The organism is Massilia rhizosphaerae, from assembly GCF_016093545.1.
Classification (GTDB): Bacteria; Pseudomonadota; Gammaproteobacteria; order Burkholderiales; family Burkholderiaceae_D; genus Telluria; species Telluria rhizosphaerae.
Genome location: NZ_JADKYX010000001.1, coordinates 248281 through 270400, shown reverse-complemented (window position 1 = coordinate 270400; position 22120 = coordinate 248281). Strand labels below are relative to the sequence as shown.

Sequence of the window (22120 nt, the reverse complement as noted above, 5' to 3'; positions counted from 1 at the left end):
GCATGGCGAAGCACCTGTCCATCGTCGTCGCCATGGATGCCAACCGCGGCATCGGCGTCGACAACAAGCTGCCCTGGCACCTGCCGGAAGACCTCGCGCACTTCAAGCGCGTGACGCTCGGCCATCCGATCGTCATGGGCCGCAAGACGTTCGAATCCATCGGCCGGCCGCTGCCCGGCCGCCGCAACATCGTCGTCACGCGCAACCGCGACTGGCGCCACGACGGCGTCGAGACGGCGGGCTCGCTGGAGGAAGCCGTCGCCCTCGTCGGCATGGATTCCGCCAGCATCATCGGCGGCGCCCAGATCTTCGCCGAGGCCATGCACGTGGCCAACCGCCTGATCGTCACGCACATCGACAAGGCCTATCGCTGCGACACGTTCTTCCCCGAGATCGACGGCGCGCGCTGGGCGGCCGTGTCGAGCGAACCCCTGCATTCCCCGACGGCGGACGTCGATTACGCCATCGTCACCTACGACAAAGTCGAGTAAAACCATGTCCGGACACGGCTTTCATGTACATGGACCGCACGACCACGCGGTCGAACACGCCGCCCAGCACGGCGGCGACAGCTTTTCCAACAACATCGCGGTCATGACGGCCATCCTGGCCACGGCCGGCGCGCTGTTCGGCTACCTGGGCGGCGACACGCAGAACGACGCGGCGCTGTTCAAGAATAACGCGGCCATCGCCAAGACGGCCGCCGCCGACGCGTGGAACTACTACCAGGCCAAGTCGATCAAGCAGAACATCGCCGACATGGCGGCCTCGCTGCCGGGAGCGGACCGGGAGCGCTTCAAGGCCCTGGCGGCCCGCTACGATCTTGACAAGGCCGCCAACCGCAATGAAGCGGAAAAGCTCGACAAGCAGTCCGACGAGTGGAACGAGAAATCGGAACACGCGCTGCACACCCACCACCAGTGGGCGCTGGCGACGACGGCCGAGCAGATCGCCATCTCGCTGGCGGCCATCACGCTGCTGACGCGCCGGCGCTGGCTGCTGTCGGTCACCTATGTCGTCGCGGTCATCGGCTTCGCGCTGGGGGCGTTCGCGGGGCTGCACGTCGATCCGCTGGGTGCCATGATGGGTTCGCATTGACGGCCGCGCGGCGGCCATGTCACCGCGCTTAAACAAGAGTGCGCCACAATCTCGCCCGTGTAGCTAACCTAATAAAAATTTTTGCACGGGACCACGCAATTTCTGCGAAAATCCGCTTCTTCATTTTTCCGGTGCCGTGCCCGGCCGCCCTCCACTTCCAGGAAGGCGGCGCGCACGGCGCTTCGCTTTGGAGCTGTCCATGAAATTTCGTTTCCCAATCGTCATCATTGACGAGGATTTCCGTTCCGAGAACACGTCCGGTCTCGGCATTCGCGCGCTCGCGGCCGCGATGGAAAAAGAAGGCATGGAAGTGCTGGGGCTGACCAGCTACGGCGACCTGTCGCAGTTCGCCCAGCAGCAGTCGCGCGCCTCGGCCTTCGTGCTGTCGATCGACGACGAGGAATTCGGCGGCGGCACCATCGAGGAAACCAACTTCGCACTGGCCGGCCTGCGCGCCTTCGTGCAGGAGATCCGCCACAAGAACTCGGACATCCCGATCTACATCTACGGCGAGACCCGCACGAGCCGCCACATCCCGAACGACATCCTGAAGGAGCTGCACGGCTTCATCCACATGTTCGAGGACACGCCGGAATTCGTCGCGCGCCACATCATCCGCGAAGCGAAAGCCTACCTGGACAGCCTGGCGCCGCCGTTCTTCCGCGCCCTGGTCCACTACGCCAACGACGGCTCCTATTCCTGGCACTGCCCCGGCCACTCGGGCGGCGTGGCCTTCCTCAAGTCGCCGATCGGCCAGATGTTCCACCAGTTCTTCGGCGAGAACATGCTGCGCGCCGACGTCTGCAACGCCGTCGAGGAACTGGGCCAGCTGCTGGACCACACGGGTCCCGTCGCCAAGTCGGAACGCAACGCCGCCCGCATCTACAACGCCGACCACTGCTACTTCGTCACCAACGGCACGTCGACGTCGAACAAGATGGTGTGGCATTCGACGGTGGCGCCGGGCGACATCGTGGTCGTCGACCGCAACTGCCATAAATCGATCCTGCACTCGATCATCATGTGCGGCGCGATCCCCGTGTTCCTGATGCCGACCCGGAACAACCTCGGCATCATCGGCCCGATCCCGCTGGCCGAATTCTCGCCGGAGTCGATCCGCAAGAAGATCGAGGCGAACCCGTTCGCGCGCGAGGCCAAGAACAAGAAGCCGCGCATCCTCACGCTCACGCAGTCCACGTACGACGGCGTCGTGTACAACGTGGAGACCCTGCGCGAACTGCTGGACGGCGAGATCGACACGCTGCACTTCGACGAAGCCTGGCTGCCGCACGCCACGTTCCACGACTTCTACCGCAACATGCACGCGATCGGCCGCGACCGCCCGCGCGCCAAGCAGTCGATGATCTTCTCGACGCAGTCCACGCACAAGCTGCTCGCCGGCCTGTCGCAGGCGTCGCAGGTGCTCGTGCGCGAATCCGAGACCGTCGCCCTCGACCAGGACGCGTTCAACGAAGCCTACCTGATGCACACGTCGACGTCGCCGCAGTATTCGATCATCGCCTCGTGCGACGTCGCCGCCGCGATGATGGAGGCGCCGGGCGGCACCGCGCTCGTCGAGGAATCGATCTACGAAGCGCTGGACTTCCGCCGCGCGATGCAGAAGGTCGACGAGGACTACGGCGCCGACTGGTGGTTCAAGGTCTGGGGTCCGCAAGTCACGAGCGAGGAAGGCATCGGCACGCAGGCCGACTGGATGATCCACGCCGAGGACGACTGGCACGGCTTCGGCAAGCTGGCCGAAGGCTTCAACATGCTCGACCCGATCAAGGCGACGGTCGTCACCCCGGGCCTGTCGCTGGACGGCTCGTTCGGCGACTCGGGCATCCCGGCGTCGATCGTCACCAAGTACCTGGCCGAACACGGCGTGATCATCGAGAAGTGCGGCCTGTACTCGTTCTTCATCATGTTCACGATCGGCATCACGAAGGGCCGCTGGAACACGCTCGTCACCGCCCTGCAGCAGTTCAAGGACGACTACGACCGCAACCAGCCGATGTGGCGCATCATGCCCGAGTTCACGGCCGCGAACCCGCGCTACGAATCGTGGGGCCTGCGCGACCTGTGCCAGCAGATCCACGACTTCTACAAGTCGCGCGACGTCGCCCGCCTGACGACCGAGATGTATTTGTCGGACATGATCCCGGCGATGAAGCCGTCGGACGCGTTCGCGAAGATGGCGCACCGCGAGATCGAGCGCGTGGCGATCGAGGACCTCGAGGGCCGCATCACGGCGATCCTGCTGACGCCTTATCCGCCGGGCATTCCGCTGCTCATTCCGGGCGAGCGCTTCAACAAGACCATCGTCGACTACCTGCGCTTCGCGCGCGATTTCAACGAGCGCTTCCCCGGGTTCGAGACGGACGTGCACGGGCTCGTCAAGCGCGAGATCGACGGCAAGCTGGGATATTTCGTGGATTGCGTCAGGCAGGACTGACCGCGCGACACCGCGACTGCAAGCCCGGAGCGCTCCGGGCTTTTTTTCGTACGTTTGACGGGGCGCAATCGTCCGTTGTCGACAACGACGATGCCCGAACCGTCCACCATGCAGGCGGTCAAATTGCAGGTCAATCACGCCTTCCCTCGGAGGATGTCATGAATCCGCAATTTACCGATTGGGGAACTTCCCTGATGGCCTCGCTCGCCGCTGCCGTCAACCTCCTGTTCGCGGCCGTGCCCCGCATCCTCGGCTTTCTCGTCATTCTCGCGATCGGCTGGATCGTCGCGGCGCTGATCGCGCGGCTGCTCGTGGCCGTGCTGCGCGCCGTCCACTTCGACGGCCTGGCCGAGCGCGCCGGGCTCGCGGGCATGGCCCGCACGCTCAAGCGCGAACCCTCCGCCATGCTGGGCCTGATCGTCAAATGGTTCGTGCGCCTGATCGCCCTCGTGGCCGCGTTCGACGCGCTCGGCGTCCCGGCCGTGTCGCAGGTGTTCCAGCAGTTGCTGTTGTGGCTGCCTAACCTGGCGGTGGCAGTCGTCGTGCTCGTCATCGGCGGCATGGCCGCCAATGCGTTGGGCGAACTCGTGAACCGCGCCGCCGCCCGCGCCCAGGTCGGCAACGCCGACGCCCTCGCCCTGGCCGCCAAATGGGCCGTGTGGGCGTTCGCCATCCTCATCGCGATCAACCAGATCGGCGTCGCGAGCGCCCTCGTCACCGCGCTGTTCGTGGCCGTGGTGGGTGCCGTCGCACTGGCCCTCGGGCTGTCGTTCGGTCTCGGCGCGCGCGATACCGCGGGCACCATCGTGCGCCAGATCTACGAACGCAGCCGGCTGCACGGCGGGGCCACGCTCGACGCCGCGTTCGGCGAGCAGGGAGCCGGACAGGTGGCCTATACCGGCGTCGAACATCGCTACGGCTTGAGCGACCGCCGCATCAATCCGAACGGGCGGCGTGCCATCGGCTGAGCCGGCGGGCGCCGCCACGGACATCGACGGCAAAGGGGGCCGCAGCCCCCTTTGTACTGTCACCCGTGTGCGGAACGACGTCCGCCGGCAACCATTACGTCTTCGGCAACGTCACCCCATGCTGGCCCTGGTACTTGCCGCCGCGGTCCTTGTACGACGTCTCGCAGATCTCGTCGCTCTCGAAGAACAGCACCTGCGCGCAGCCTTCGCCCGCGTAGATCTTGGCCGGCAGCGGCGTCGTGTTCGAGAACTCCAGCGTGACATAGCCTTCCCATTCCGGCTCGAACGGCGTCACGTTGACGATGATGCCGCAGCGGGCATACGTCGATTTGCCCAGGCAGACGGTCAGCACGTTGCGCGGGATGCGGAAGTATTCGATCGTGCGGGCCAGCGCGAACGAATTCGGCGGGATGATGCAAACGTCGCTCTTCACGTCGACGAACGAATTCGAATCGAAGTTCTTCGGGTCGACGATCGTGCTGTTGATGTTCGTGAACACCTTGAATTCGTCGGCGCAGCGAATGTCGTAACCGTACGACGACGTGCCCCACGAAATGATCTTGCGGCCGTCCGTTTCGCGCACCTGTTTCGGCGAGAACGGTTCGATCATGCGGTGTTCGTCCGCCATCCGGCGTATCCATTTGTCGCTCTTGATACTCATCGCTGGGCTTCTTCTCAAAAAAGGGGAATAACAAACCCGCAATTCTACGCGAAAGTGCCACAGGCTAGGCGAAAAGCGCCGCCGCCCGGCCCCCTTTTTCGTCGGCCTGGGCCAACAGCCGCGCGATCATCGCGCGCGTCAAATCGGCCGTCAGCTGCGGTTTCTCCATCGGGTACAGGTGCGTGCCCTCGATGGTGGCGAAGTTGTCGCCCACGAGCCGGCGCGTGCCGGCGAGGCCCGCCTGGCGCAATTCCTCCGAATCCGTACCCGCGATAAAGCCCACCGGCACGGGAAACGGCGCACGCAGCACGCGCTCCATGTCGTGCGGCAGCGTGCTGTAGATCGCGGCCTCGACGTCGCGGTCGAAGCGCAGTTGCACGCCGTCCGGGTGCGGCGCCAAGCCGTGGTCGAGATAATCGTCCAGCGCGCCCGGCGCCCAGGCCTGGAAGATGGGCTTCGCGATGAAGTGCGCGTAGGCGTCCGCGCGCGACGGCCACACGTTGCGCCGGCGCCGCGCGATCGCGCCCGGCGACAGCCGCTCGCGCAGCCCCAGCGCCTTCACGACGCGCCAGACGCCCGCGCGCCAGCCCGCGACGACGGGCGAATCGAGCATCACCACGCAGCGCGCGAGATCCGGCCGCCGGTGCGCCGCCAGCATGCCGACGGCGCCGCCCAGCGAGTGTCCGACGAGGATCGCGGGCTGGCCATACGCCTCCAGTTGCGCGATCAGTTCGTCGATCAGCGTGTGCCAGTTGTCGCGCACGGGATAGCGGGGATCGTGCCCCAGCATATCCGTCGTGCGCACGTCGAAATCGCGCCGCAACTCGTCGAGCAGGCGGCCGTACGATCCCGCCGGATAGCTGTTCCCGTGGGTGAAATGGAGTAATGGATGGGCCATCGAAAAGGGCATGGCGCGGCGGCGCCGAGTCGAAACGAGGCCCATTGTAATGTCAATATCTCCCCGGGTTTAGAGGGAAACGCCTACACGCGGCGGCTCAGCGGCGCTCCGGCGGGCCGTCCGGACGTTCGCCGCCGTCGTGCCGGCGCATGCGGCGCTGGCGCAGCTGTGCGCGCTGCTCCGGCGTCAGCACGGCCAGCACCTGGGCTTCCGTGTGCGCCCGCAGCAGGGCGTCGGCCGCCACCGCCTGACCCAGCTCGCGCGCCGCCGCGCCGGCCTTGGCGTCGTCGAACTTGTCCGCATGGCCCAGGTCGCGCAACGCTTCGTGCGCCTTGCGCATCGCCTTGCCGTGCTCGCGGTGTTGCGGCGCCTGGGCGTACAGGATCGCGAACACCTTGTCCTGCTGCGCTTCCGTGAGCTTCAGGCCGTGCAGCGCCATCATCGGGCCGAACGGCATGTCCGGACCCGGCGCGCCGGGTCCGTGGCCGCCGAAACCGAATTCTTCCGGACCGTGGCCGCGTGGGCCGCGCGGGCCGCGCTCGTGGTCGCCGTCCGGCGCCGGGCGGCCGGCGGCCGGGGGCGCGTCGGATTCGGCGGCCGCGCAGGCCGGCGTGACGCAGGTGGTGGCGAGGGAGGCGGCGAGCAGCGCGGCCGCCGTGGAAAGGCTCGTGAGTTTCATGTCGGTCATCCTTTTTTGTTTGGAGATCCCATTCTCGGATTCCCTCGCGTTAAACGGTGTTGTCGCCATGTAAAACGAAGTAAAGAGAACCCGCCTGCCGTGGCCGCCGCCGCCGCCCTGCGCTAAGATGCGACCATGAACCAAGTCCTGCTCATCGACGACGACACCGAACTCACCGGCATGTTCTCCGAATACCTGGAACAGGAAGGCTTTCGGGTCGCCTGCGCCCACGACGGCGAGGCGGGCGCGCGCGAAGCCCTCACCGGCCAGTTCGCCATCGCCATCCTCGACGTGATGATGCCGCGCATGAACGGCATCGAGACCCTGCGCCGCATCCGCGCCGCCAGCCGCATGCCGATCCTGATGCTGACCGGCCGCGGCGACGACGCCGACCGCATCCTCGGCCTGGAACTGGGCGCCGACGACTACGTCACCAAGCCCTGCACGCCGCGCGAGCTCACGGCACGTGTGCGCGCCATCCTGCGCCGCACGCAAGGCTCGCCGAACGACGGCCCCGGCATCACGCTCACGGTCGGCAAGCTGACCATGCTGCCGGAACAGCGCCGCGCCACGTGGGACGGCCGGCCGCTGGAACTGACCAGCACCGAATTCAACCTGCTCGAAGTCCTGGCCCGCAACGCCGGCCGGCCCGTCAGCAAGAACGACCTGTCCGAGCAGGGACTCGGGCGCCCGCTGGCCCGCTTCGACCGCAACATCGACGTGCACCTCTCGAGCCTGCGCCACAAACTGGGCACGCTGTCCGACGGCCGCTCCTGCCTGCAGACCGTCTACCGTCTCGGCTACCAGCTGATCCGCGAGTAGCGATGGGCCGGCTGTTCTGGAAGTTCTTCCTGTCCATCCTGCTGGCCCAGGTCGCCGCCACGGCCGGCATCGGCGGCACGTTGTGGCTGCGCGACCAGGCGCGCCATCGCAACGGCGACCCGACGCTGGACGCGAGCCCGCCCGCCACGATCATGCTGGATGCCGCGGCCGCCACGCTCAAGCACGGCGGCATCGACGCCCTGCGCGACCTGGCCGCCACCAGCCACCGCATGCGCCTGTACGTGCTCGACGAACAGGGCCACGAGCTGCTCGACCGGCCCGTGTCCGCCAAGCTGCGCGATGAAGTGATGCGCAGCCTGAACGGCGATGGCCCGACGCACGCCGTCGCCCGCCTCACGGGCGAAGACGGCCGCAGCTACGTCGCCTTCGCCTCGCGCGCCTGGCATCCGCCGGGCATGGACGGCCTAGGGCCGCGCGGATTCGGCCCCGGGCCGGGGCCTGCCGGACCGCCGGACGGCGGCCCCCGCGACGGCGGCCGGGACGGCCCCGGCCCGAGGATGGACGGCGGCCCCGGTGGACCCGGGGGCCCGGCCGGACCGGGTGGTCCCGACGGTCCCGGCGGCCCGGGTCGCGGCTGGTTCGGCCTGCCGCCGGAATTCGGGCGCCACATGGGACCCTGGCTGCCGAGCATCGCCGCCACCCTCGCGAGCCTGCTGTTCGCCGCCCTCCTCGCCTGGTACTTCTCGCGCCCGATCCGCGCCCTGCAGCGCGCCTTCGACGCCGCCGCGGCCGGCGACCTCGCGCCCAAGTTCGCCCACGCCGGACCGCGCCTGATCGGCGACGAACTGGCGGAACTGGGCCACGATTTCGACCGCATGAGCGCCCAGCTGCGCGCGCTGATGGAAGGCCAGCGCCGCCTGCTGCACGACGTCTCGCACGAACTGCGCTCGCCGCTCGCGCGCCTGCAGGCGGCCATCGGCCTCGCGCACCAGCAGCCCGAGCGCGTGCAGGCCTCGCTGGAACGCATCGAACGGGAGAGCGTGCGCATGGACCGCCTCGTCGGCGAGCTGTTGACGCTGTCGCGCCTGGAAGCCGCGACGTCGCTGCCTGCGGCGGAAGCCGTCGACGTCGTCGAGATGGTCGACCAGATCGCCGACGACGCCCGCTTCGAGGCCGGCGCGGCCATCGAGGTCGACGCGCCGGAACCCGTCACCGTGCGCGGCGCGCCGGACCTGTTGTGGAGCGCCGTCGAGAACATCGTGCGCAACGCCGTCAAGCACGGCGCGGGCGGACGCGTGGACGTGCGCGTCCATCCGGACGGCGGCCTCGTTCACATCGAAGTCCTGGACCAGGGTCCCGGCATCGCCCCGGAACACCTGGGCGACGTGTTCGAACCCTTCTTCCGCTCCAACCCCACGCGCAACAACGTCGACGGCCATGGCCTCGGCCTCGCCATCGCCAAGCGCGTCGTCGAGACGCACGGCGGCCGCATCTCGGCCGCGAACCGCGCCGAGGGCGGGCTGCGGATGACCATCACGCTGCCGCGCGCGGCCTGACTAACGGCCGTACCAGTAGCGCGCATGCTCGCGGCGATAGCCGCGCCAGTCGACGGCGGCGTCCAAATCCAGCGTCAACGCGCCGGCGTCGTCGGTACGCAAACGCTGCGCGCCGAGCATGCCGTAGCGTGCATACACCTCGGCCTTGGGGTGGTGGAAACGATTGCGATATCCCACCTGGAAGATCGCGACCTCGGGCCGTACCGCCTGCAGGAAGGCCGGCGTGGACGACGTGCCGCTGCCGTGGTGCGGCGCCAGCAGGACGTCCGCGCGCAGGCGGTCGCGCGCGCGCTCGAGCAGCGCCGCCTCCTGCGCCGCTTCGATGTCGCCGGCCAGCAGCACGGTGCGCCGGCCATTGCCGACCCGGAGCGTGCAACTGCGCGCATTGGTCTTCAGGCCCTCGTCGCCGTAACTGGCCGCCGTCGGGTGCAGCATGTCGAACATGACGCCATCCCATTCCCAATGCTGGCCGGCGACGCAGCGCACGTGATGCCGCGCCGCGCGCACGATCGGGTGACCGTCGGGCAGCGACGACGCGAGCCAGCCGGCGTCGACGCCCTCCAGCAGCGCCAGCGCGCCGCCGGTGTGGTCGGTGTCGGCGTGGCTGATCACGATGCCGTCGAGCGCCGCCACGCCGCGCATGCGCAGGTACGGCAGGATCACGCGGCTGCCGCCGTCCGCGCCGGGCGCGTACGCGGGGCCGGTGTCGTACACGAGCCGGTGCCGCGCCGTCTCGACGAGCAGCGCCATCCCCTGTCCCACGTCGAAGGCCGTCACCCGAAATGCGCCGGCGCGCGGATGGTCGGGGACCTGCAGCAGCATCGGCAGCAACGCCGCCGCGCCGGCCCAGCGGTGCGGCCAGCCGCGCGGCATCAGCATCCACAGCGTCCCGCCCAGCCCCAGCACGAACACCCACGCCTGCGGCGCCGGCGCGCTCCACACGGCGCCGGGCCAGCCGGCCATGAACCGCAGCAGCGCGGCGAGCAGCGCGACGGCCCCGTGCGCCATCAGGAGCAGCCAGTCGCCCGGCGGCCCGGGCAGCAGGCTGCCGGCCAGAGCGAGCGGCGTCACGACGAAGCTGACGAGCGGGATCGCCACCGCGTTCGCGAGCGGGCTGACGATCGACACCTGGCCGAACAGCAGCAGCGTCAGCGGCACCAGCCCGGCCGTGACGGCCCATTGCGTGCGCCCTGCCAGCAGCAGCGCGCCGCGTGGCCCGGAGGGCGCCGGCCCGACCCGGCCATGTCCCGCGAACAGGATCACTGCGACGGCGCCGAACGACAGCCAGAACCCCGGCCACAGCACGGCCCACGGATCGAGCAGCACGACGACGCCGAGCGCCGCGCACAGCACGTGCGACACGGCCGCCAGGCGCCCCATCCACAGCGCCAGCGCGACGACGGACAGCATGTACAGCGTGCGCTGCGCCGGCACGCCGAAACCGGCCAGCAGTACGTACAGCAGCGCCACGGCGGCCCCGGCCAGCGCCGCCGCCTTCTGCGCCGGCAGCAGCAGCGGCAGGCGCGCATCGGTGAAGAACGACCGCCGCCACAGCGCGGACGCGGCCCATGCGGCCAGGCCGGCGATCATCGTGATGTGCAGCCCGGAGATCGAGATGTCGGGATCATCGATACGCCAACGCTCCGTACTATTTTGGCACCGTACTTATGAAAGGCATGTAAGATTCGCATCTGTTCCCTAACGACAACAAATATCGAGCTTGAGGAAACCCGATGCTCATCGTCCCCGTAGAAAACCGGCCCGATTGGAAGAATCCGCCGCTGGCAACCCTTCTGCTCATCATCATCAACGTGCTGGTGTTCTTCGTCTACCAAGGCAAGGACCCGCAACGAGTGGAGCAGTCCTACCAATGGTACGTGGAATCCGGCCTGTTCGAGCGCGAGCAACAGCCATTTCACGATTACCTGAACCGCACCGGCCGCGAACAGCCGCAAGATATCGACCAGAACGTCGATACCGATACCGATACCGATACCGATACCGAGAATCTGCAGCAGGCAACATGGCAACGCGATGCACAATTCCACCATGCGGCCTACGATCCGGCATTCGCGCGGGCCTTGCATCAGGAACTGGACGGCGACCCGCAGTGGCGCGCGAACCGCAGCCGGTTCGAAGCCTTGGTCAATGACCTCAGCGACCGGGCCTACGCATTCAACGCTCGGGACGCGCGGCCAATCACTTGGATCACCAGCATGTTTTTGCACGGAAGCGTCATGCACCTGCTGGGGAACATGGTCTTCCTGTTCCTGTTCGGCTTTGCACTGGAGATCGCGGTCGGGCGTGGCATTTTCCTGCTGCTCTACCTGTGCAGCGGGTTGGGTGGCACTTTGCTGTATTGGGTGTCGGAACTTGGAACCAACAACAGTGTATTGGGCGCCTCGGGCGCCATATCCGGATTGATGGGCATGTATATCGCCCTCTACGGTTTGAAAAGAATCAGCTTTTTCTATAACGTGATTTTTTTCAGCGGACACGTGCGTGCGCCGGCACTCATCGTCTTGCCGGTCTGGGTCGGCTATGAATTGCTGGGAGCGCGGTACGGCGAGGACGGTGTGGCACACTGGGCCCATACTGGCGGACTGTTGTTTGGCTTCGGGCTGCTTGCCCTGTGGATGCGCTTCGGCCTCAAGGTGAACCGCGATTATGTCGAGAAGACCGACCACGATGCCCCGTTCAAGTCGGCGCAGCACCAGATACAGGAACTGGTTGTAGCGATGAAGCTGGATGCCGCGCGCCAGGCGGCTGAACGGCTACTGAAGGCACATCCGCGCGATGCCCGGGCCTGGCGCACCTGGTATGGCGTCGTGAAGATCTCCCCCTCGAGCCGGGAATATCACCGGGCCGTGCACATCTTGTTCAAGCAGGCCGGCAACACCCCACGTTACCCGGCGCTACAGACCCTGATCGAAGAAGTGGCGCATGAATACGTCAGGATCGGTGGCGATGCGCCAGCATTGACGGAATCGGTGTCGCTCGTGCTGGCGCAGCGCCTCGGACGGGTCGAGCACATCAAGCCGCTCGCCTTCGTGGTCGACCGTCTCCTGGCCAGCCAATGCCGGCAAGAGGCGATGCCAAGAATTCTGCAGGCGGCCGCCAACCTGTCGGCCAAGGCAGCGCTGACGGCGCAAGCGCACCGCTACCGCGAGCAGCTGCGGGCACGCTTTCCCGATTCGGAAGAGGCCCGTCAGGTGGCAGCGCACGCCCCAGGTTGATCGGTCTTGCCGAGCGACAGGATCACCTTGCGGTATTTCTCGATCTCGCCCGTCATCGCGTGGCCGGGAAAGTGCTTCAGCAGGAAATCAAGGACCATGACGGCCTTGGCATCGTCGCGCACGCCTTCCGAGTAAATGCGCGCCAGCAGATAGTAGGCTGCCGGGAGCTCGTCGCTCGTGGGAGCCTCCTTGTGCAGCATGCCAATCAGTGCGATCGCTGGCTTGAATTGCCTCTGGAGAAAATATTCCTCGGCCAGCGCCCTGCGCACGGCAATGCTCCCCGGCCGGTAGTGCGGTACGACGCGGCGTGCCGCTTCCAGGGCGCCAACCAGGCTGCTCTTGCGCTGCGCGCCGACCATGGCATTCAGGTAGCGCTCCGTATGTTGCACGACCCGCTCCGGATCGCCGCCCAATTCGCACAGCAGCTTATGGTGGTACTCCAGCACCGGAATGTCGTTCGGGTAGTCGGCGACCATGCCAGCCATATGCCGTAAAGCGTCCTCGTAACGCGACTCCCGCACGAGGATCACCGCGCGCGCCAGATCCAGCGCGCGCTTGTCGGCTGGCGCCGTTGCATGCTCGTCGTCGGGCACGATACCCAGGTCTTGGTGGTGCTGAAACAACAGGTAGCCCATCATCGCGCCCATGACCATATTGAAATAGGCGGTGCTGACGACGAACATCACCAGCAACACATGGGGACTGTGTTCCGACAACTGCCTGAGTGTCGCGGCAGGCAACAGCGCGATCACCCGATTCGGCCCTTGCGCCGTAGTGATCAATACCAACACCAGGCCGAGATACGACCAGCCCGTGCGCACTGCCAACTGAATGACCTGGACCGGACTCAAAGCCTCCCGCAACGACCCGTGGACCGCAAGCAGCATGATGCTGGCCGGCAGCAGACCCGACAAGCAAACAATCGCTCCGAGCCCGAACCAGCCGAGATGGCCCAGCGAGCGCACCAACATGCTGTAGGCGAGTATCAGGCCGAGCATCTTGAGCGTCGTGGGATTGCCGTCAAATAAATCGGGGATGCTGGGCGGTCGCGACTTCCCCTGGCTGCAAAATTCAATCACGCGTAAGCCCTGCCGGATGGCCAGAGAACCGAGAATAAAGATCGGTAACAAGACCAGGAGGCCGGACGGGTCGAACAGTTTTACCGATGCGATGGTCAGCGCCGCGAGCAAAGCGAGGAAGATCCCGCCGTTCACGGAGAACGGGTAGGCAAAGAAACGCGGCATTTGCGACCAGAACGGCGGCAGCGAATTAGCGACGCCAAGATGATGCATGTTGCCGCCGCACAGGGTGCAGTACGGCCGGCGCATGGGCTCGGGGGCGGCCGGGAAACATTCCTGGCACAAGAGCGAACCGCAAGATAGACAATTCCAGTTCGCAGCCTTTTCCGTGTGATACCCACAATAGTCTTTCGCCACGCTGTTTCGCTTTCCCGTTGAGTCATCAAAATTTACCTTGGCGATATTACTATTAAACTTTAGCAAAGTTAACTTGCTTGACATTGCGGCTAGCGGTCGTGCCAGTAGCGTGCCCGATCGGCGCGCCAGGACGCGACTTCGACCGCCGTGCCGAAATCCAGCGTCACAGCACCCGCCTCGTCGGTACGTATGCGGCGAATGCCGAACTCCCCATAGCGCGCATATACCTCCGCTTTCGGGTGATGGAAGCGATTTCTCCACCCGACCTGGAACACACCGACCGACGGATGCACCGCCTGCAGGAATGCCCGGGTCGACGAGGTCCCACTGCCGTGGTGCGGCGCCAGCAAGACGTCGGCGCGCAGCCGCTCGGCACCATCCAGCACCAGGCGCGTTTCCTGCGCCGCCTCGATATCGCCGGCCAACAGGATCGCCGTGTGGCCGTTCGTGATGCGCAGCGTGCAGCTGCGGGCGTTCGCCTTCATGCCAGGCTCCGCGTAGCTCGATGCGGCCGGATGCAGCATCTCGAAGCGCACGCCGTCCCATTCCCAGTGCTGACCGGCTGCGCAATGCAGGTGACGCCGCGCCACGCGCACGATCGGATGCCCCTTGGCCAGCGAGGAGGCCACCCAGCCTACTTCCTGCTCGCCCAGCACGGCCAGCGCGCCGCCGGTATGGTCGGTATCGCTGTGGCTGATGACTATTCCGTCGAGCTCACCGATGCCGCGCATCCGCAGGTAAGGCAGCAGCACGCGGCTGCCGGCGTTCGCGCCCGGCGCGTACGCGGGGCCCGTGTCGTACAGCAGCCGGTGACCGGCGGTTTCGACGAGCAGCGCCATCCCCTGCCCCACGTCGAACGCCATCACCCGAAATGCGCCGGCGCGCGGATGCTCGGGCGCCTGCAGCAGCATCGGCAGCAACGCGGCGGCGCCGGCCCAGCGGTGCGGCCAGCCGCGCGGCATCAGCATCCACAGCGTGCCGCCCAGCCCCAGCACGAACACCCACGCCTGCGGCGCCGGCGCACGCCACACGGCGCCGGGCCAGCCGGCCATGAACCGCAGCAGCGCGGCGAGCAGCGCGACGGCCCCGTGCGCCAGCAGGAGCAGCCAGTCGCCCGGCGGCCCGGGCAGCAGGCTGCCGGCCAGCGCGAGCGGCGTCACGACGAAGCTGACGAGCGGGATCGCCACCGCGTTCGCGAGCGGGCTGACGATGGACACCTGGCCGAACAGCAGCAGCGTCAGCGGTACCAGCCCGGCCGTGACGGCCCATTGCGTGCGCCCTGCCAGCAGCAGCGCGCCGCGTGGCCCGGAGGGCGCCGGCCCGACCCGGCCATGTCCCGCGAACAGGATCACTGCGACGGCGCCGAACGACAGCCAGAACCCCGGCCACAGCACGGCCCACGGATCGAGCAGCACGACGACGCCGAGCGCCGCGCACAGCACGTGCGACACGGCCGCCAGTCGCCCCATCCACAGCGCCAGCGCGACGACGGACAGCATGTACAGCGTGCGCTGCGCCGGCACGCCGAAACCGGCCAGCAGCACGTACAGCAGCGCCACGGTGGCCCCGGCCAGCGCCGCCGCCTTCTGTGCGGGCAGCCGCAGCGGCAGGCGCGCATCGGTGAAGAACGACCGCCGCCACAGCGCGGACGCGGCCCATGCGGCCAGGCCGGCGATCATCGTGATGTGCAGCCCGGAGATCGAAATGAGGTGGCCGATGCCGGTGCGGTTGAACACCTGCCAGTCGGCCTGGTCGATGCCGCGCTGGTCGCCGATCACGAGCGCCACGATGACGCCGGCGTACGTGCGTCCCGCGAGCGCGCGCTGGATGCGCGAGCGCAGCGCCGCCCGCGCGCGCTCGACGACGACGCCGGGACTGGCCACGAACGCGTCCCGCAGTGCGTTGCCGCTGCCGGCGCGGACATAACCGGTGGCGCGCACACCCTGCTCCAGCAGCCAGGCCTCGTAATCGAAGCCGCCCGGATTCGCGTTGCCGTGCGGGCGCTGCAGCCGGACCGTCAATTGCCAGCGCTGGCCCGGCTGGACGTCGCCGACGGCCTGGCGTGCGCCGTACCGGCCCGCATACCACGACAGCGCGACGTGCGGCGGCACGCGCACGCCCGCGTCGAGGCTGCGCTCGACATGAAAGTTGAAGCGCACGCCCTGCTCGAAGCGGTAGGGCAGCGTCTCGACGATGCCCACGACCTGCAGGTCGCGCCCTTCGTCGCGCGGTGCGAGCGATGGGGCCAGCGCGGTCTGGGCCAGCAATGCCGCCCAGGCGAAACCGGCCAGCAGGCCGGCGGCGGCGCCGGCCGCGATCCGCGCCGCCGGGTGGCGGAGCGTGCGGGCGCAGGTCAGCACCAGGAGCATGGCGGCGGCGACGCAGGCGGCCATCCGGTTCGTCGATGGCAACGCTGCGGCGGTTTGCAGGCAGGTGACGCCGGTGACGAAGCCCAGGATGAAGCTGCGCATGGTGGACTGTCACTCGGTGGCAGAGTTACGGTGGGCGGGAGATCATGCGTGGTCGGGGTTGCCGGCTATGGACATGTCAAGCGGAGGGTGATAATTCGTTGGCGTGACCGGCCTGGGACGAATGGTCGATGAGATCCGGTCCCACAGCGCCAGCACGGCATCTTCGTGCAAGCTGGTTTCGACAGGCTTACCGCCCGGACGTGGACTGATTCCGCCTTGTAGTTCCAGCGACAAGAACGGATGCAGCAGGTCCCCTCGCGCGCCCTGCGTTTCCCACGTGAAGCCATACGTGGATGCGAAATTTTGCTCGCGGATCCGCTCAAGAACTTCTTCCCCATTGATGCCATTGATGCGGCGCTTCCCTATCCTTAGCTTGGTCACACGCAGCAACTCGTCGGCACTGGCTTCGGTGTCCATGTCCGCGAAACGCCCAAGCAGGCTTCGATCCCTGCCGCCGCCGGGCAGGCTGGCCAATGCGAGGGCCACATCCGGGTGATCCCGGAACCCAACATGCATTGCGATATGCTCCGTTTTATGAGGAGGCAGCGGGTCCGTGAAGATGGCGCGTCCGATACAAAATCCCGGAACGGATGGAATTTCGGTCTCCCCACGCAGACGTAGCCGTGCCAGCAAGGCTTCCGCTGTACGCCCATCGGGCACGTCCGCGTACTGCATCGACAGCGAAAAACTCACGCCGTCCAAATGCGCGTATGCGCCGACTGATACCCACTCGTCGTCAACGCGCCGGCTGCCTTCCATCGAATAGCTGCGTGTGCGCCCGTGAATGAATAGACGCCCAATCATGCCGGGCACCTGCAGATCACGGGCCGCGACCATGCCGTCTTGCGCCGTAATCTCGGCCTCGCGCGCAGCGACGCGTTTGCGGAACGACGCTTCATCTTCTTCGACGGTATCGATGTCGAATCCGTCCATCATCTCACGCGACAGACTGACTTCTGCCTGAGATGGCACGTCGACCAAAAAACGTCCAACGCAAATCGTCTTCATCTTTTCCGTCATTTTCTCCACCTCGGATCTGTCCCGTATGCTCCGGACCTCGCCAGCAGCCCAGGTTCCGGCACAGGCCAGCGATACGAACAGTACGATAGTCGACCGCCATCCGAGCATTCTTGACTGGCTCATCACTGTCATCCGTTCAGAAGGTGTCCAAACGCACTATCCGCTCACGCGAGCGTCGAGGGGCCGTCCGCCGGACGAGCAGCACCGTCCAGTCCTTCCTTTCCGGCATCCGCGAGAAGCGCGACGCCTTCTGCCTCGGCTAGACGCATCAGTTGCCACGTGCTGCGACGCTGAATCACTTCGGGACCGGCAGAGCGACCGAACATGCCCGCTGGTATCTGAAAGGTCGCGGCTGGGAGCGTACTACCGCGCGGGAACCAGCGCGTCCCATCAAGGGCATGCGCCTCCCCGCAGCGCCACCAGCCGCTCGCCGGGCACACTTCCCCAGTTCTCACATTCGTACCGAGGGCTACCGCCGGACCGGCATCGGCCGGCGCGTCCGCGATGACCATGACCGGCCCAGGCGAGGCGAGTGCTACCAAAGTCGGCGTACGCGGGCGCAGACGCTTGTCGACCAGCTTCCAGGTAGTCAGCTGTGAAGGTTCGATGCTTGGCTGGAGACCCCGCAACTTCTGCCACATAGTCTGGCGCGGCAGAAGCAGCGCCTGCGGCATGCGGTCGCCCTTGCGGATCCACTGGACGGAACCGCCCTGGACATCCACGCCGGGGCCGCCTTCGCGGCACTTCCACCAACCCGACTGCGGACAAATTTCTCCGGCAGTTGCCAACGCACCCAGCTTCGGACCCGGCGGTTCGGATGACGGATCGTTCGACGGCGGCGCATCAGCCTTGCGTAGGCGGATGCTGGACGAGATGGTGTCCCATAGAGCCAGAACGGCGTCCTCGTGCAGACTGGAGTCGACCGGCTTTCCGCCAGGTCGCTCACTGTTCCCAGTAAGCAACTCCAGGGAGAGAAATGGTCGCAAGAGGTTGTCATCCGTGCCGGACACTTCCCAGTTAAAGCCGTACCCGGTGGTGAAATTCAGTTCGCGCACACGCTCCAACACTTCCTCACCATCGATGCCATTAACACTCCGTTTGCCTTCACGAAGCTTCGACACACGTAATAGCTCATCCGCGGTGGCGGCGGCATCCACCTCGGCCGTGCGTGCCAACAGTCCCGGAGCCGGCTTACCTCCAGCTAAGCTGAAAAAAACAAGAGATAAATCAGGGTGGTCAGGCAAGCCGAGTGACATCGCGACTTGCTCGTTGCTGTGTGAGGGCAACGGTTCAACAAAGATCGCTTGCTCAATGCAAAAACCCGGTACGGTTGGAATCTCGTGCTCGTCACGCAGGCGCAGCTGTGCCAGTAGAGTTTCGGCTAGTTTCGCATCGTCTTCGCTTGCGTACTTCATTGACAATGTCAAGCTGAGACCGCCCAGGTGCGCGTGGCTCTCTACCGATACCCAATCGACATCAACGCGCCGACCTCCTTCAAATCCATATGTACGATCTCTGCCATATATGAATGTCCGCCCGATCAACCCCGGCACGCGCAGATCTCGCGCTTCAACCATACCCCCGGGCTGGGCCGAATCCACTGTTTTGCGGGCGCCGATCATCGCTTCACGTTCCGCAACGCGCTCACGGAAGACTGCCTCCGGTTCCTGGACGGCATCAATCGTGAAGCCCGATATCATTTCGCGAGATAAGCCTACGGTGGCCTGATTCGGCACATCGATCAGGTAGCGTCCGACACATACCGTTTTCATCTTTTCCGTCATTTTTGCCACCTCGGTTCTGTCTCGTACGCTGCGAATGTGATTGGCGGCCCAGGTACCCGCACAGGCGAGAGCTGCGAGCAAGACAACAAGCTCACGCCATCCGCGCTTCCTCGTTCGCGTCATGGCAACGTCGATACCAGCTTAGCGATGGAATTGGGTGCCAACGACCAAGTGGTTTGCAGCTTGAACCTTGTCCGGTCGGCTAACTCACGTTTATCAGACATTACATCGCTTGACACACGCAGATTATTGTCCGATTGTAAGAAATCCCGGTCAGAAAACGGCACCGGTTTCGATTCGTGAACACTTGGGATTACGCGCGTCGGCCGACGTCGGATGGACAACGTGATGTAGTCCCACAGCGCAAGCGCTGCGTCTTCATCCAAGCTCGACTTGACTGGCCTACCGCCCGGACGTGGATTGGTCCCAGTTTCCATGTTCATCAGCAAATATGGCTGCGACAAATCGTCTGGGGACCCTTGCGACTCCCGCACGAAACTGTACCCGGTCGTGAAGTTCAACTCACGTACACGCTCGATCTCTTCCTCGCCATCGATACCATTGATACTGCGCTTGCCCGAGCGCAGCTTAGTCACTCTTAACCTCTCAATGATCCTGGCTTCGGCATCAGTATGTTCGATACGCTCGAGCAACGTACTATCCGTGCTGGCACTAGCTGCGCTGCCGAAGGCCATCCCGACGTCAGGATGACCGGGCAGGCCGACATGCAGCGTTATCCACTCGGATTTGTGCTTAGGTAGCGGTTCAGCGAAAACTGCGCGCCAAATACAGAAGCCCGGCGCACTAGGAATTTCATTTTCACCACGAACCTGTAGTCGTGCCAACAAAGCTTCGGCTTCCTTGACCCTGTCTTCTTGAACACTTGTCGCCGAAAGCGTAAAACTTAGACCTTTTAAGTGCGCATGGGATTCGACCGATACCGACTCCATATCAATGCGTCGGTCGCCGTCCATTAGGTAACCTCGGCTGCGCCCATAGATAAACGAGCGTCCGAAAAGACTCGGAACAGGTAAGTTATGAGCGTCTATCATCCCGCCTTCGCCGGTACGGTCGTCAGTTGCGTCATGTGCCCTGATCTCAGCTTCGCGAGCTGCCACGCGGTCCGTGAACGCAGCTTTGCTCTCCTCGACCGTGTCAATTTCAAAGCCGGCAATCCGTTCGCCCGACAGGCTGAACTCCGTCGCCGTAGGCAAGTCAACCAAAAACCGACCGACGCATACCGTTTGCTTCTGCCCCATCATATTGGTCACCATGGCCCTGTCACGCGAACGTCGTAGTTGCCCTGCCGCCCATGCAGCGACAAAGCCCGCTGCAAACAGCAGGACCGCCAGTTTTTTCCGCCCATGTGTCATCGTCCCTTTCATGGCAGCTTTTGAACGAGCTTGACGATAAGATGATGAGTCAGCAACAGGACCGCGTCATTATTGAACGCGCCCTGGTGGTCGAAACCACGAACATCGAATAACTGACCGACTTTTCCGCGTGGCCCGGCGCCAGACTGGTGCGGAACGGTACCGTCCCCAGCCACGTCTTGACGAGCAGGGACGAAGTGAAGATTGGTGCGCCCCTCGACCCGCACGCGCCGCCCTCCCGTGGAGTCGTAGCCAATGCCAACGGCGCTGCGCAAATTTGATTCTGTAAAAACTGCACCGGCAACCGGATCACGTGCCACCCATCGAACCGCTCCGAAAGACATGTGCGCGGGATCGGCGCCGTAGAAAGCATATGTGTTAGGGTGGTAATACGTGCCCAACGTCTCACGATGAAATTTTTCAGCGCTACTAATCGCCTTCCATGTGGCTCCGCGAGCGCCCGATTTGCCCTTGTATCTGCGCGCGGGATCCACCAAATCTGGGTCGACCAACCGATACCAGGCGTCCAAATCCCGATACATGTCGTACGGGTTGCCGACCGGTAAATGCACGACATCACGTGGTACGTCTTTGTTATTGATCCGACTCACCAGAGAAATGTGCAACCAGGGCTGCGGATACAGATGGTTGGGCAACAATTGCAAGGCGCCTGGCGATGTTGCCATCACGGCCATAGTATCTTTCGGCATTTCACCCAAAATTTCGGCCACATAGCCAGCCTTCACATTATCGACATCGCTATTACTTGGGCTCCATTTCTCAGTTCCGCAGGCAATACGTCGGTAACAAACCGGCGCTCCGAGGGCCGGCATCGCGCCGTGAATGACCCCTAAGATGCGGTGCGGAATCTGTTTTGCACATGCGCGCGCGACCAACCCACCCATCGAATGAGTCACCAGAATCACTTGCTTGCATTCGCGCTTGCGCTCAGTCCAGAACGCCATAATGCGTTCAATGCGCTGACGCAGCCACCTGGCCGAGTCCTCGCAGGAATCCAACCAGTTGTAACCACAGGCATAAACCGGATAGTAATAGCCTGCGTACTTCTCCAGTTCAGGTTCGGTAAGTTTGTCGATATTGCGCACTCCCCACTTCACTGGATCACATTCCATTACGGCTTTCCAGTGACTGCATATCACGCGCACATTATCGAGTGGATCCATCTCAAAGGTATGATTGAGGCCGACATGCAGGCCATACAGCAAGGCACCATAAGAGTCCCAATGAACCTCGCCCCACCAGCGCTGGCGCACCTCCGCCTCGGTCGTGCCATAGTTGCGCGCCTCCAGCGGCAAATGGATGTCGCCACGGTTGTCGACTTCAAGTGTGCCCGGATCCAGAATATTTTCACGTCGATATGGATCGATTCTCCTCCAACGGCGCGCCGTATTCAGCCCCTCGAACGTCCCATTCGGCGCCCGCCACGCCGGTTCTCCTGGACTGAGCACCTCATTCGCCCTCTTCGCCGGACTGGTCGCCGCCCTCAAATTCGTCCCCATGATGCCCGGCACGACAATAACCGGAATGACCTTCGACGACGGCAGCGTGAACAAGCCGCGCGTCGTGAACGAGGTCGGTGTCAGGACGGTTCGGCCGGTCCAGCTGCCGTCCGGCTGCGGGACGAGGTTCGGCAAGGGGCGGGTCGGGTCTGGCATGCGCGCTCCGTGGTCAAGGGTTCGGG

The 22120-nt window shown here is 65.1% G+C and carries 15 protein-coding genes and 3 pseudogenes; 7 read left to right on the top strand and 11 right to left on the bottom strand.

Features of this window, described 5'->3' with window-relative positions:
• Nucleotides 1–2: 2 nt before the first annotated feature.
• The 4 genes from ISF28_RS01190 (at nt 3) to ISF28_RS01175 (ending at nt 4521) form a co-directional block, all read left to right on the top strand.
• A complete protein-coding gene (locus tag ISF28_RS01190; RefSeq protein ID WP_198115315.1) occupies nt 3–491 on the top strand; it encodes a dihydrofolate reductase in 489 nt (162 codons plus the stop codon).
• A 4-nt stretch (nt 492–495) separates the two neighbouring features.
• Nucleotides 496–1098 (top strand): DUF4337 domain-containing protein, encoded by a 603-nt coding sequence (locus ISF28_RS01185; RefSeq protein WP_198115314.1) that lies wholly within the window; start codon nt 496–498, stop codon nt 1096–1098.
• A 199-nt stretch (nt 1099–1297) separates the two neighbouring features.
• On the top strand, nt 1298–3553 hold the full coding sequence (locus ISF28_RS01180) for an arginine/lysine/ornithine decarboxylase (protein WP_198115313.1): 2256 nt from the start codon (nt 1298–1300) through the stop codon (nt 3551–3553).
• A gap of 158 nt (nt 3554–3711) precedes the next feature.
• Nucleotides 3712–4521, top strand: coding sequence for a mechanosensitive ion channel family protein (locus tag ISF28_RS01175; protein WP_198115312.1), 810 nt, complete (start codon nt 3712–3714; stop codon nt 4519–4521).
• Between the two features lie 94 nt (nt 4522–4615).
• Here ISF28_RS01175 and dcd read toward each other — a convergent pair whose 3' ends face one another.
• From dcd to ISF28_RS01160, 3 genes are all read right to left on the bottom strand, one after another.
• Nucleotides 4616–5182, bottom strand: a complete 567-nt coding sequence (gene dcd, locus ISF28_RS01170) for a dCTP deaminase (protein WP_198115311.1) — start codon at nt 5180–5182, stop codon at nt 4616–4618.
• A gap of 64 nt (nt 5183–5246) precedes the next feature.
• Nucleotides 5247–6092, bottom strand: coding sequence for an alpha/beta fold hydrolase (locus tag ISF28_RS01165; RefSeq protein WP_229518794.1), 846 nt, complete (start codon nt 6090–6092; stop codon nt 5247–5249).
• Nucleotides 6093–6177: 85 nt separating this feature from the next.
• Nucleotides 6178–6759: a Spy/CpxP family protein refolding chaperone gene (locus ISF28_RS01160; protein ID WP_198115310.1), complete on the bottom strand. Its 582-nt coding sequence runs from the start codon at nt 6757–6759 to the stop codon at nt 6178–6180.
• A gap of 135 nt (nt 6760–6894) precedes the next feature.
• Between ISF28_RS01160 and ISF28_RS01155 the strand changes: the two genes are divergently transcribed.
• Both ISF28_RS01155 and ISF28_RS01150 read left to right on the top strand, forming a co-directional pair.
• Nucleotides 6895–7581, top strand: a complete 687-nt coding sequence (locus tag ISF28_RS01155; RefSeq protein ID WP_198115309.1) for a response regulator transcription factor — start codon at nt 6895–6897, stop codon at nt 7579–7581.
• A 2-nt stretch (nt 7582–7583) separates the two neighbouring features.
• Nucleotides 7584–9098: an ATP-binding protein gene (locus ISF28_RS01150; protein WP_198115308.1), complete on the top strand. Its 1515-nt coding sequence runs from the start codon at nt 7584–7586 to the stop codon at nt 9096–9098.
• Here the strand turns inward: ISF28_RS01150 and ISF28_RS01145 are convergent.
• Nucleotides 9099–10715, bottom strand: a pseudogene (locus tag ISF28_RS01145) (DNA internalization-related competence protein ComEC/Rec2); the annotation flags it as partial.
• Nucleotides 10716–10831: 116 nt separating this feature from the next.
• On the opposite strand from ISF28_RS01145, the pseudogene ISF28_RS31135 reads away from it, so the two are divergent.
• A pseudogene (locus tag ISF28_RS31135) lies at nt 10832–11719 on the top strand (rhomboid family intramembrane serine protease); the annotation flags it as partial.
• A 587-nt stretch (nt 11720–12306) separates the two neighbouring features.
• On the opposite strand, the gene ISF28_RS01135 reads toward ISF28_RS31135, so the two are convergent.
• From ISF28_RS01135 to ISF28_RS01110, 7 genes and pseudogenes are all read right to left on the bottom strand, one after another.
• Entirely contained in the window at nt 12307–13662 is a 1356-nt protein-coding gene (locus ISF28_RS01135) for a tetratricopeptide repeat protein (protein WP_198115306.1), read from the bottom strand.
• 33 nt (nt 13663–13695) lie between these two features.
• Nucleotides 13696–13854: pseudogene (locus tag ISF28_RS31130) on the bottom strand (hypothetical protein); the annotation flags it as partial.
• 5 nt (nt 13855–13859) lie between these two features.
• Nucleotides 13860–16241: a DNA internalization-related competence protein ComEC/Rec2 gene (locus ISF28_RS01130; protein ID WP_198115305.1), complete on the bottom strand. Its 2382-nt coding sequence runs from the start codon at nt 16239–16241 to the stop codon at nt 13860–13862.
• A 42-nt stretch (nt 16242–16283) separates the two neighbouring features.
• Nucleotides 16284–17261 carry a T6SS immunity protein Tli4 family protein gene (locus ISF28_RS01125; RefSeq protein WP_198115304.1) on the bottom strand — a complete coding sequence of 326 codons (978 nt, stop codon included), beginning with the start codon at nt 17259–17261 and terminating at the stop codon, nt 16284–16286.
• A 164-nt stretch (nt 17262–17425) separates the two neighbouring features.
• Nucleotides 17426–19045 carry a T6SS immunity protein Tli4 family protein gene (locus tag ISF28_RS01120; protein ID WP_198115303.1) on the bottom strand — a complete coding sequence of 540 codons (1620 nt, stop codon included), beginning with the start codon at nt 19043–19045 and terminating at the stop codon, nt 17426–17428.
• 119 nt (nt 19046–19164) lie between these two features.
• Complete coding sequence (locus ISF28_RS01115; RefSeq protein ID WP_198115302.1) at nt 19165–20430, bottom strand: T6SS immunity protein Tli4 family protein; 1266 nt, start codon at nt 20428–20430, stop codon at nt 19165–19167.
• Nucleotides 20427–22094, bottom strand: coding sequence for an esterase/lipase family protein (locus tag ISF28_RS01110; RefSeq protein WP_198115301.1), 1668 nt, complete (start codon nt 22092–22094; stop codon nt 20427–20429). Before ISF28_RS01110 ends, ISF28_RS01115 begins: the two co-directional genes overlap by 4 nt.
• Nucleotides 22095–22120 lie beyond the last annotated feature (26 nt).

Excerpts from the sequence above, each read along its gene's own strand:
- ISF28_RS01185 (WP_198115314.1), top strand. The coding sequence starts at position 496 with ATGTCCGGACACGGCTTTCATGTACATGGACCGCACGACCACGCGGTC.
- dcd (WP_198115311.1), bottom strand. The coding sequence starts at position 5,182 with ATGAGTATCAAGAGCGACAAATGGATACGCCGGATGGCGGACGAACAC.
- ISF28_RS01165 (WP_229518794.1), bottom strand. The coding sequence starts at position 6,092 with ATGCCCTTTTCGATGGCCCATCCATTACTCCATTTCACCCACGGGAAC.
- ISF28_RS01180 (WP_198115313.1), top strand. The coding sequence starts at position 1,298 with ATGAAATTTCGTTTCCCAATCGTCATCATTGACGAGGATTTCCGTTCC.
- ISF28_RS01130 (WP_198115305.1), bottom strand. The coding sequence starts at position 16,241 with ATGCGCAGCTTCATCCTGGGCTTCGTCACCGGCGTCACCTGCCTGCAA.
- ISF28_RS01115 (WP_198115302.1), bottom strand. The coding sequence starts at position 20,430 with ATGAAAGGGACGATGACACATGGGCGGAAAAAACTGGCGGTCCTGCTG.
- ISF28_RS01190 (WP_198115315.1), top strand. The coding sequence starts at position 3 with ATGGCGAAGCACCTGTCCATCGTCGTCGCCATGGATGCCAACCGCGGC.
- ISF28_RS01125 (WP_198115304.1), bottom strand. The coding sequence starts at position 17,261 with ATGACGGAAAAGATGAAGACGATTTGCGTTGGACGTTTTTTGGTCGAC.
- ISF28_RS01160 (WP_198115310.1), bottom strand. The coding sequence starts at position 6,759 with ATGAAACTCACGAGCCTTTCCACGGCGGCCGCGCTGCTCGCCGCCTCC.
- ISF28_RS01120 (WP_198115303.1), bottom strand. The coding sequence starts at position 19,045 with ATGACGGAAAAGATGAAAACGGTATGTGTCGGACGCTACCTGATCGAT.
- ISF28_RS01155 (WP_198115309.1), top strand. The coding sequence starts at position 6,895 with ATGAACCAAGTCCTGCTCATCGACGACGACACCGAACTCACCGGCATG.
- ISF28_RS01110 (WP_198115301.1), bottom strand. The coding sequence starts at position 22,094 with ATGCCAGACCCGACCCGCCCCTTGCCGAACCTCGTCCCGCAGCCGGAC.
- ISF28_RS01135 (WP_198115306.1), bottom strand. The coding sequence starts at position 13,662 with ATGCGCCGGCCGTACTGCACCCTGTGCGGCGGCAACATGCATCATCTT.
- ISF28_RS01150 (WP_198115308.1), top strand. The coding sequence starts at position 7,584 with ATGGGCCGGCTGTTCTGGAAGTTCTTCCTGTCCATCCTGCTGGCCCAG.
- ISF28_RS01175 (WP_198115312.1), top strand. The coding sequence starts at position 3,712 with ATGAATCCGCAATTTACCGATTGGGGAACTTCCCTGATGGCCTCGCTC.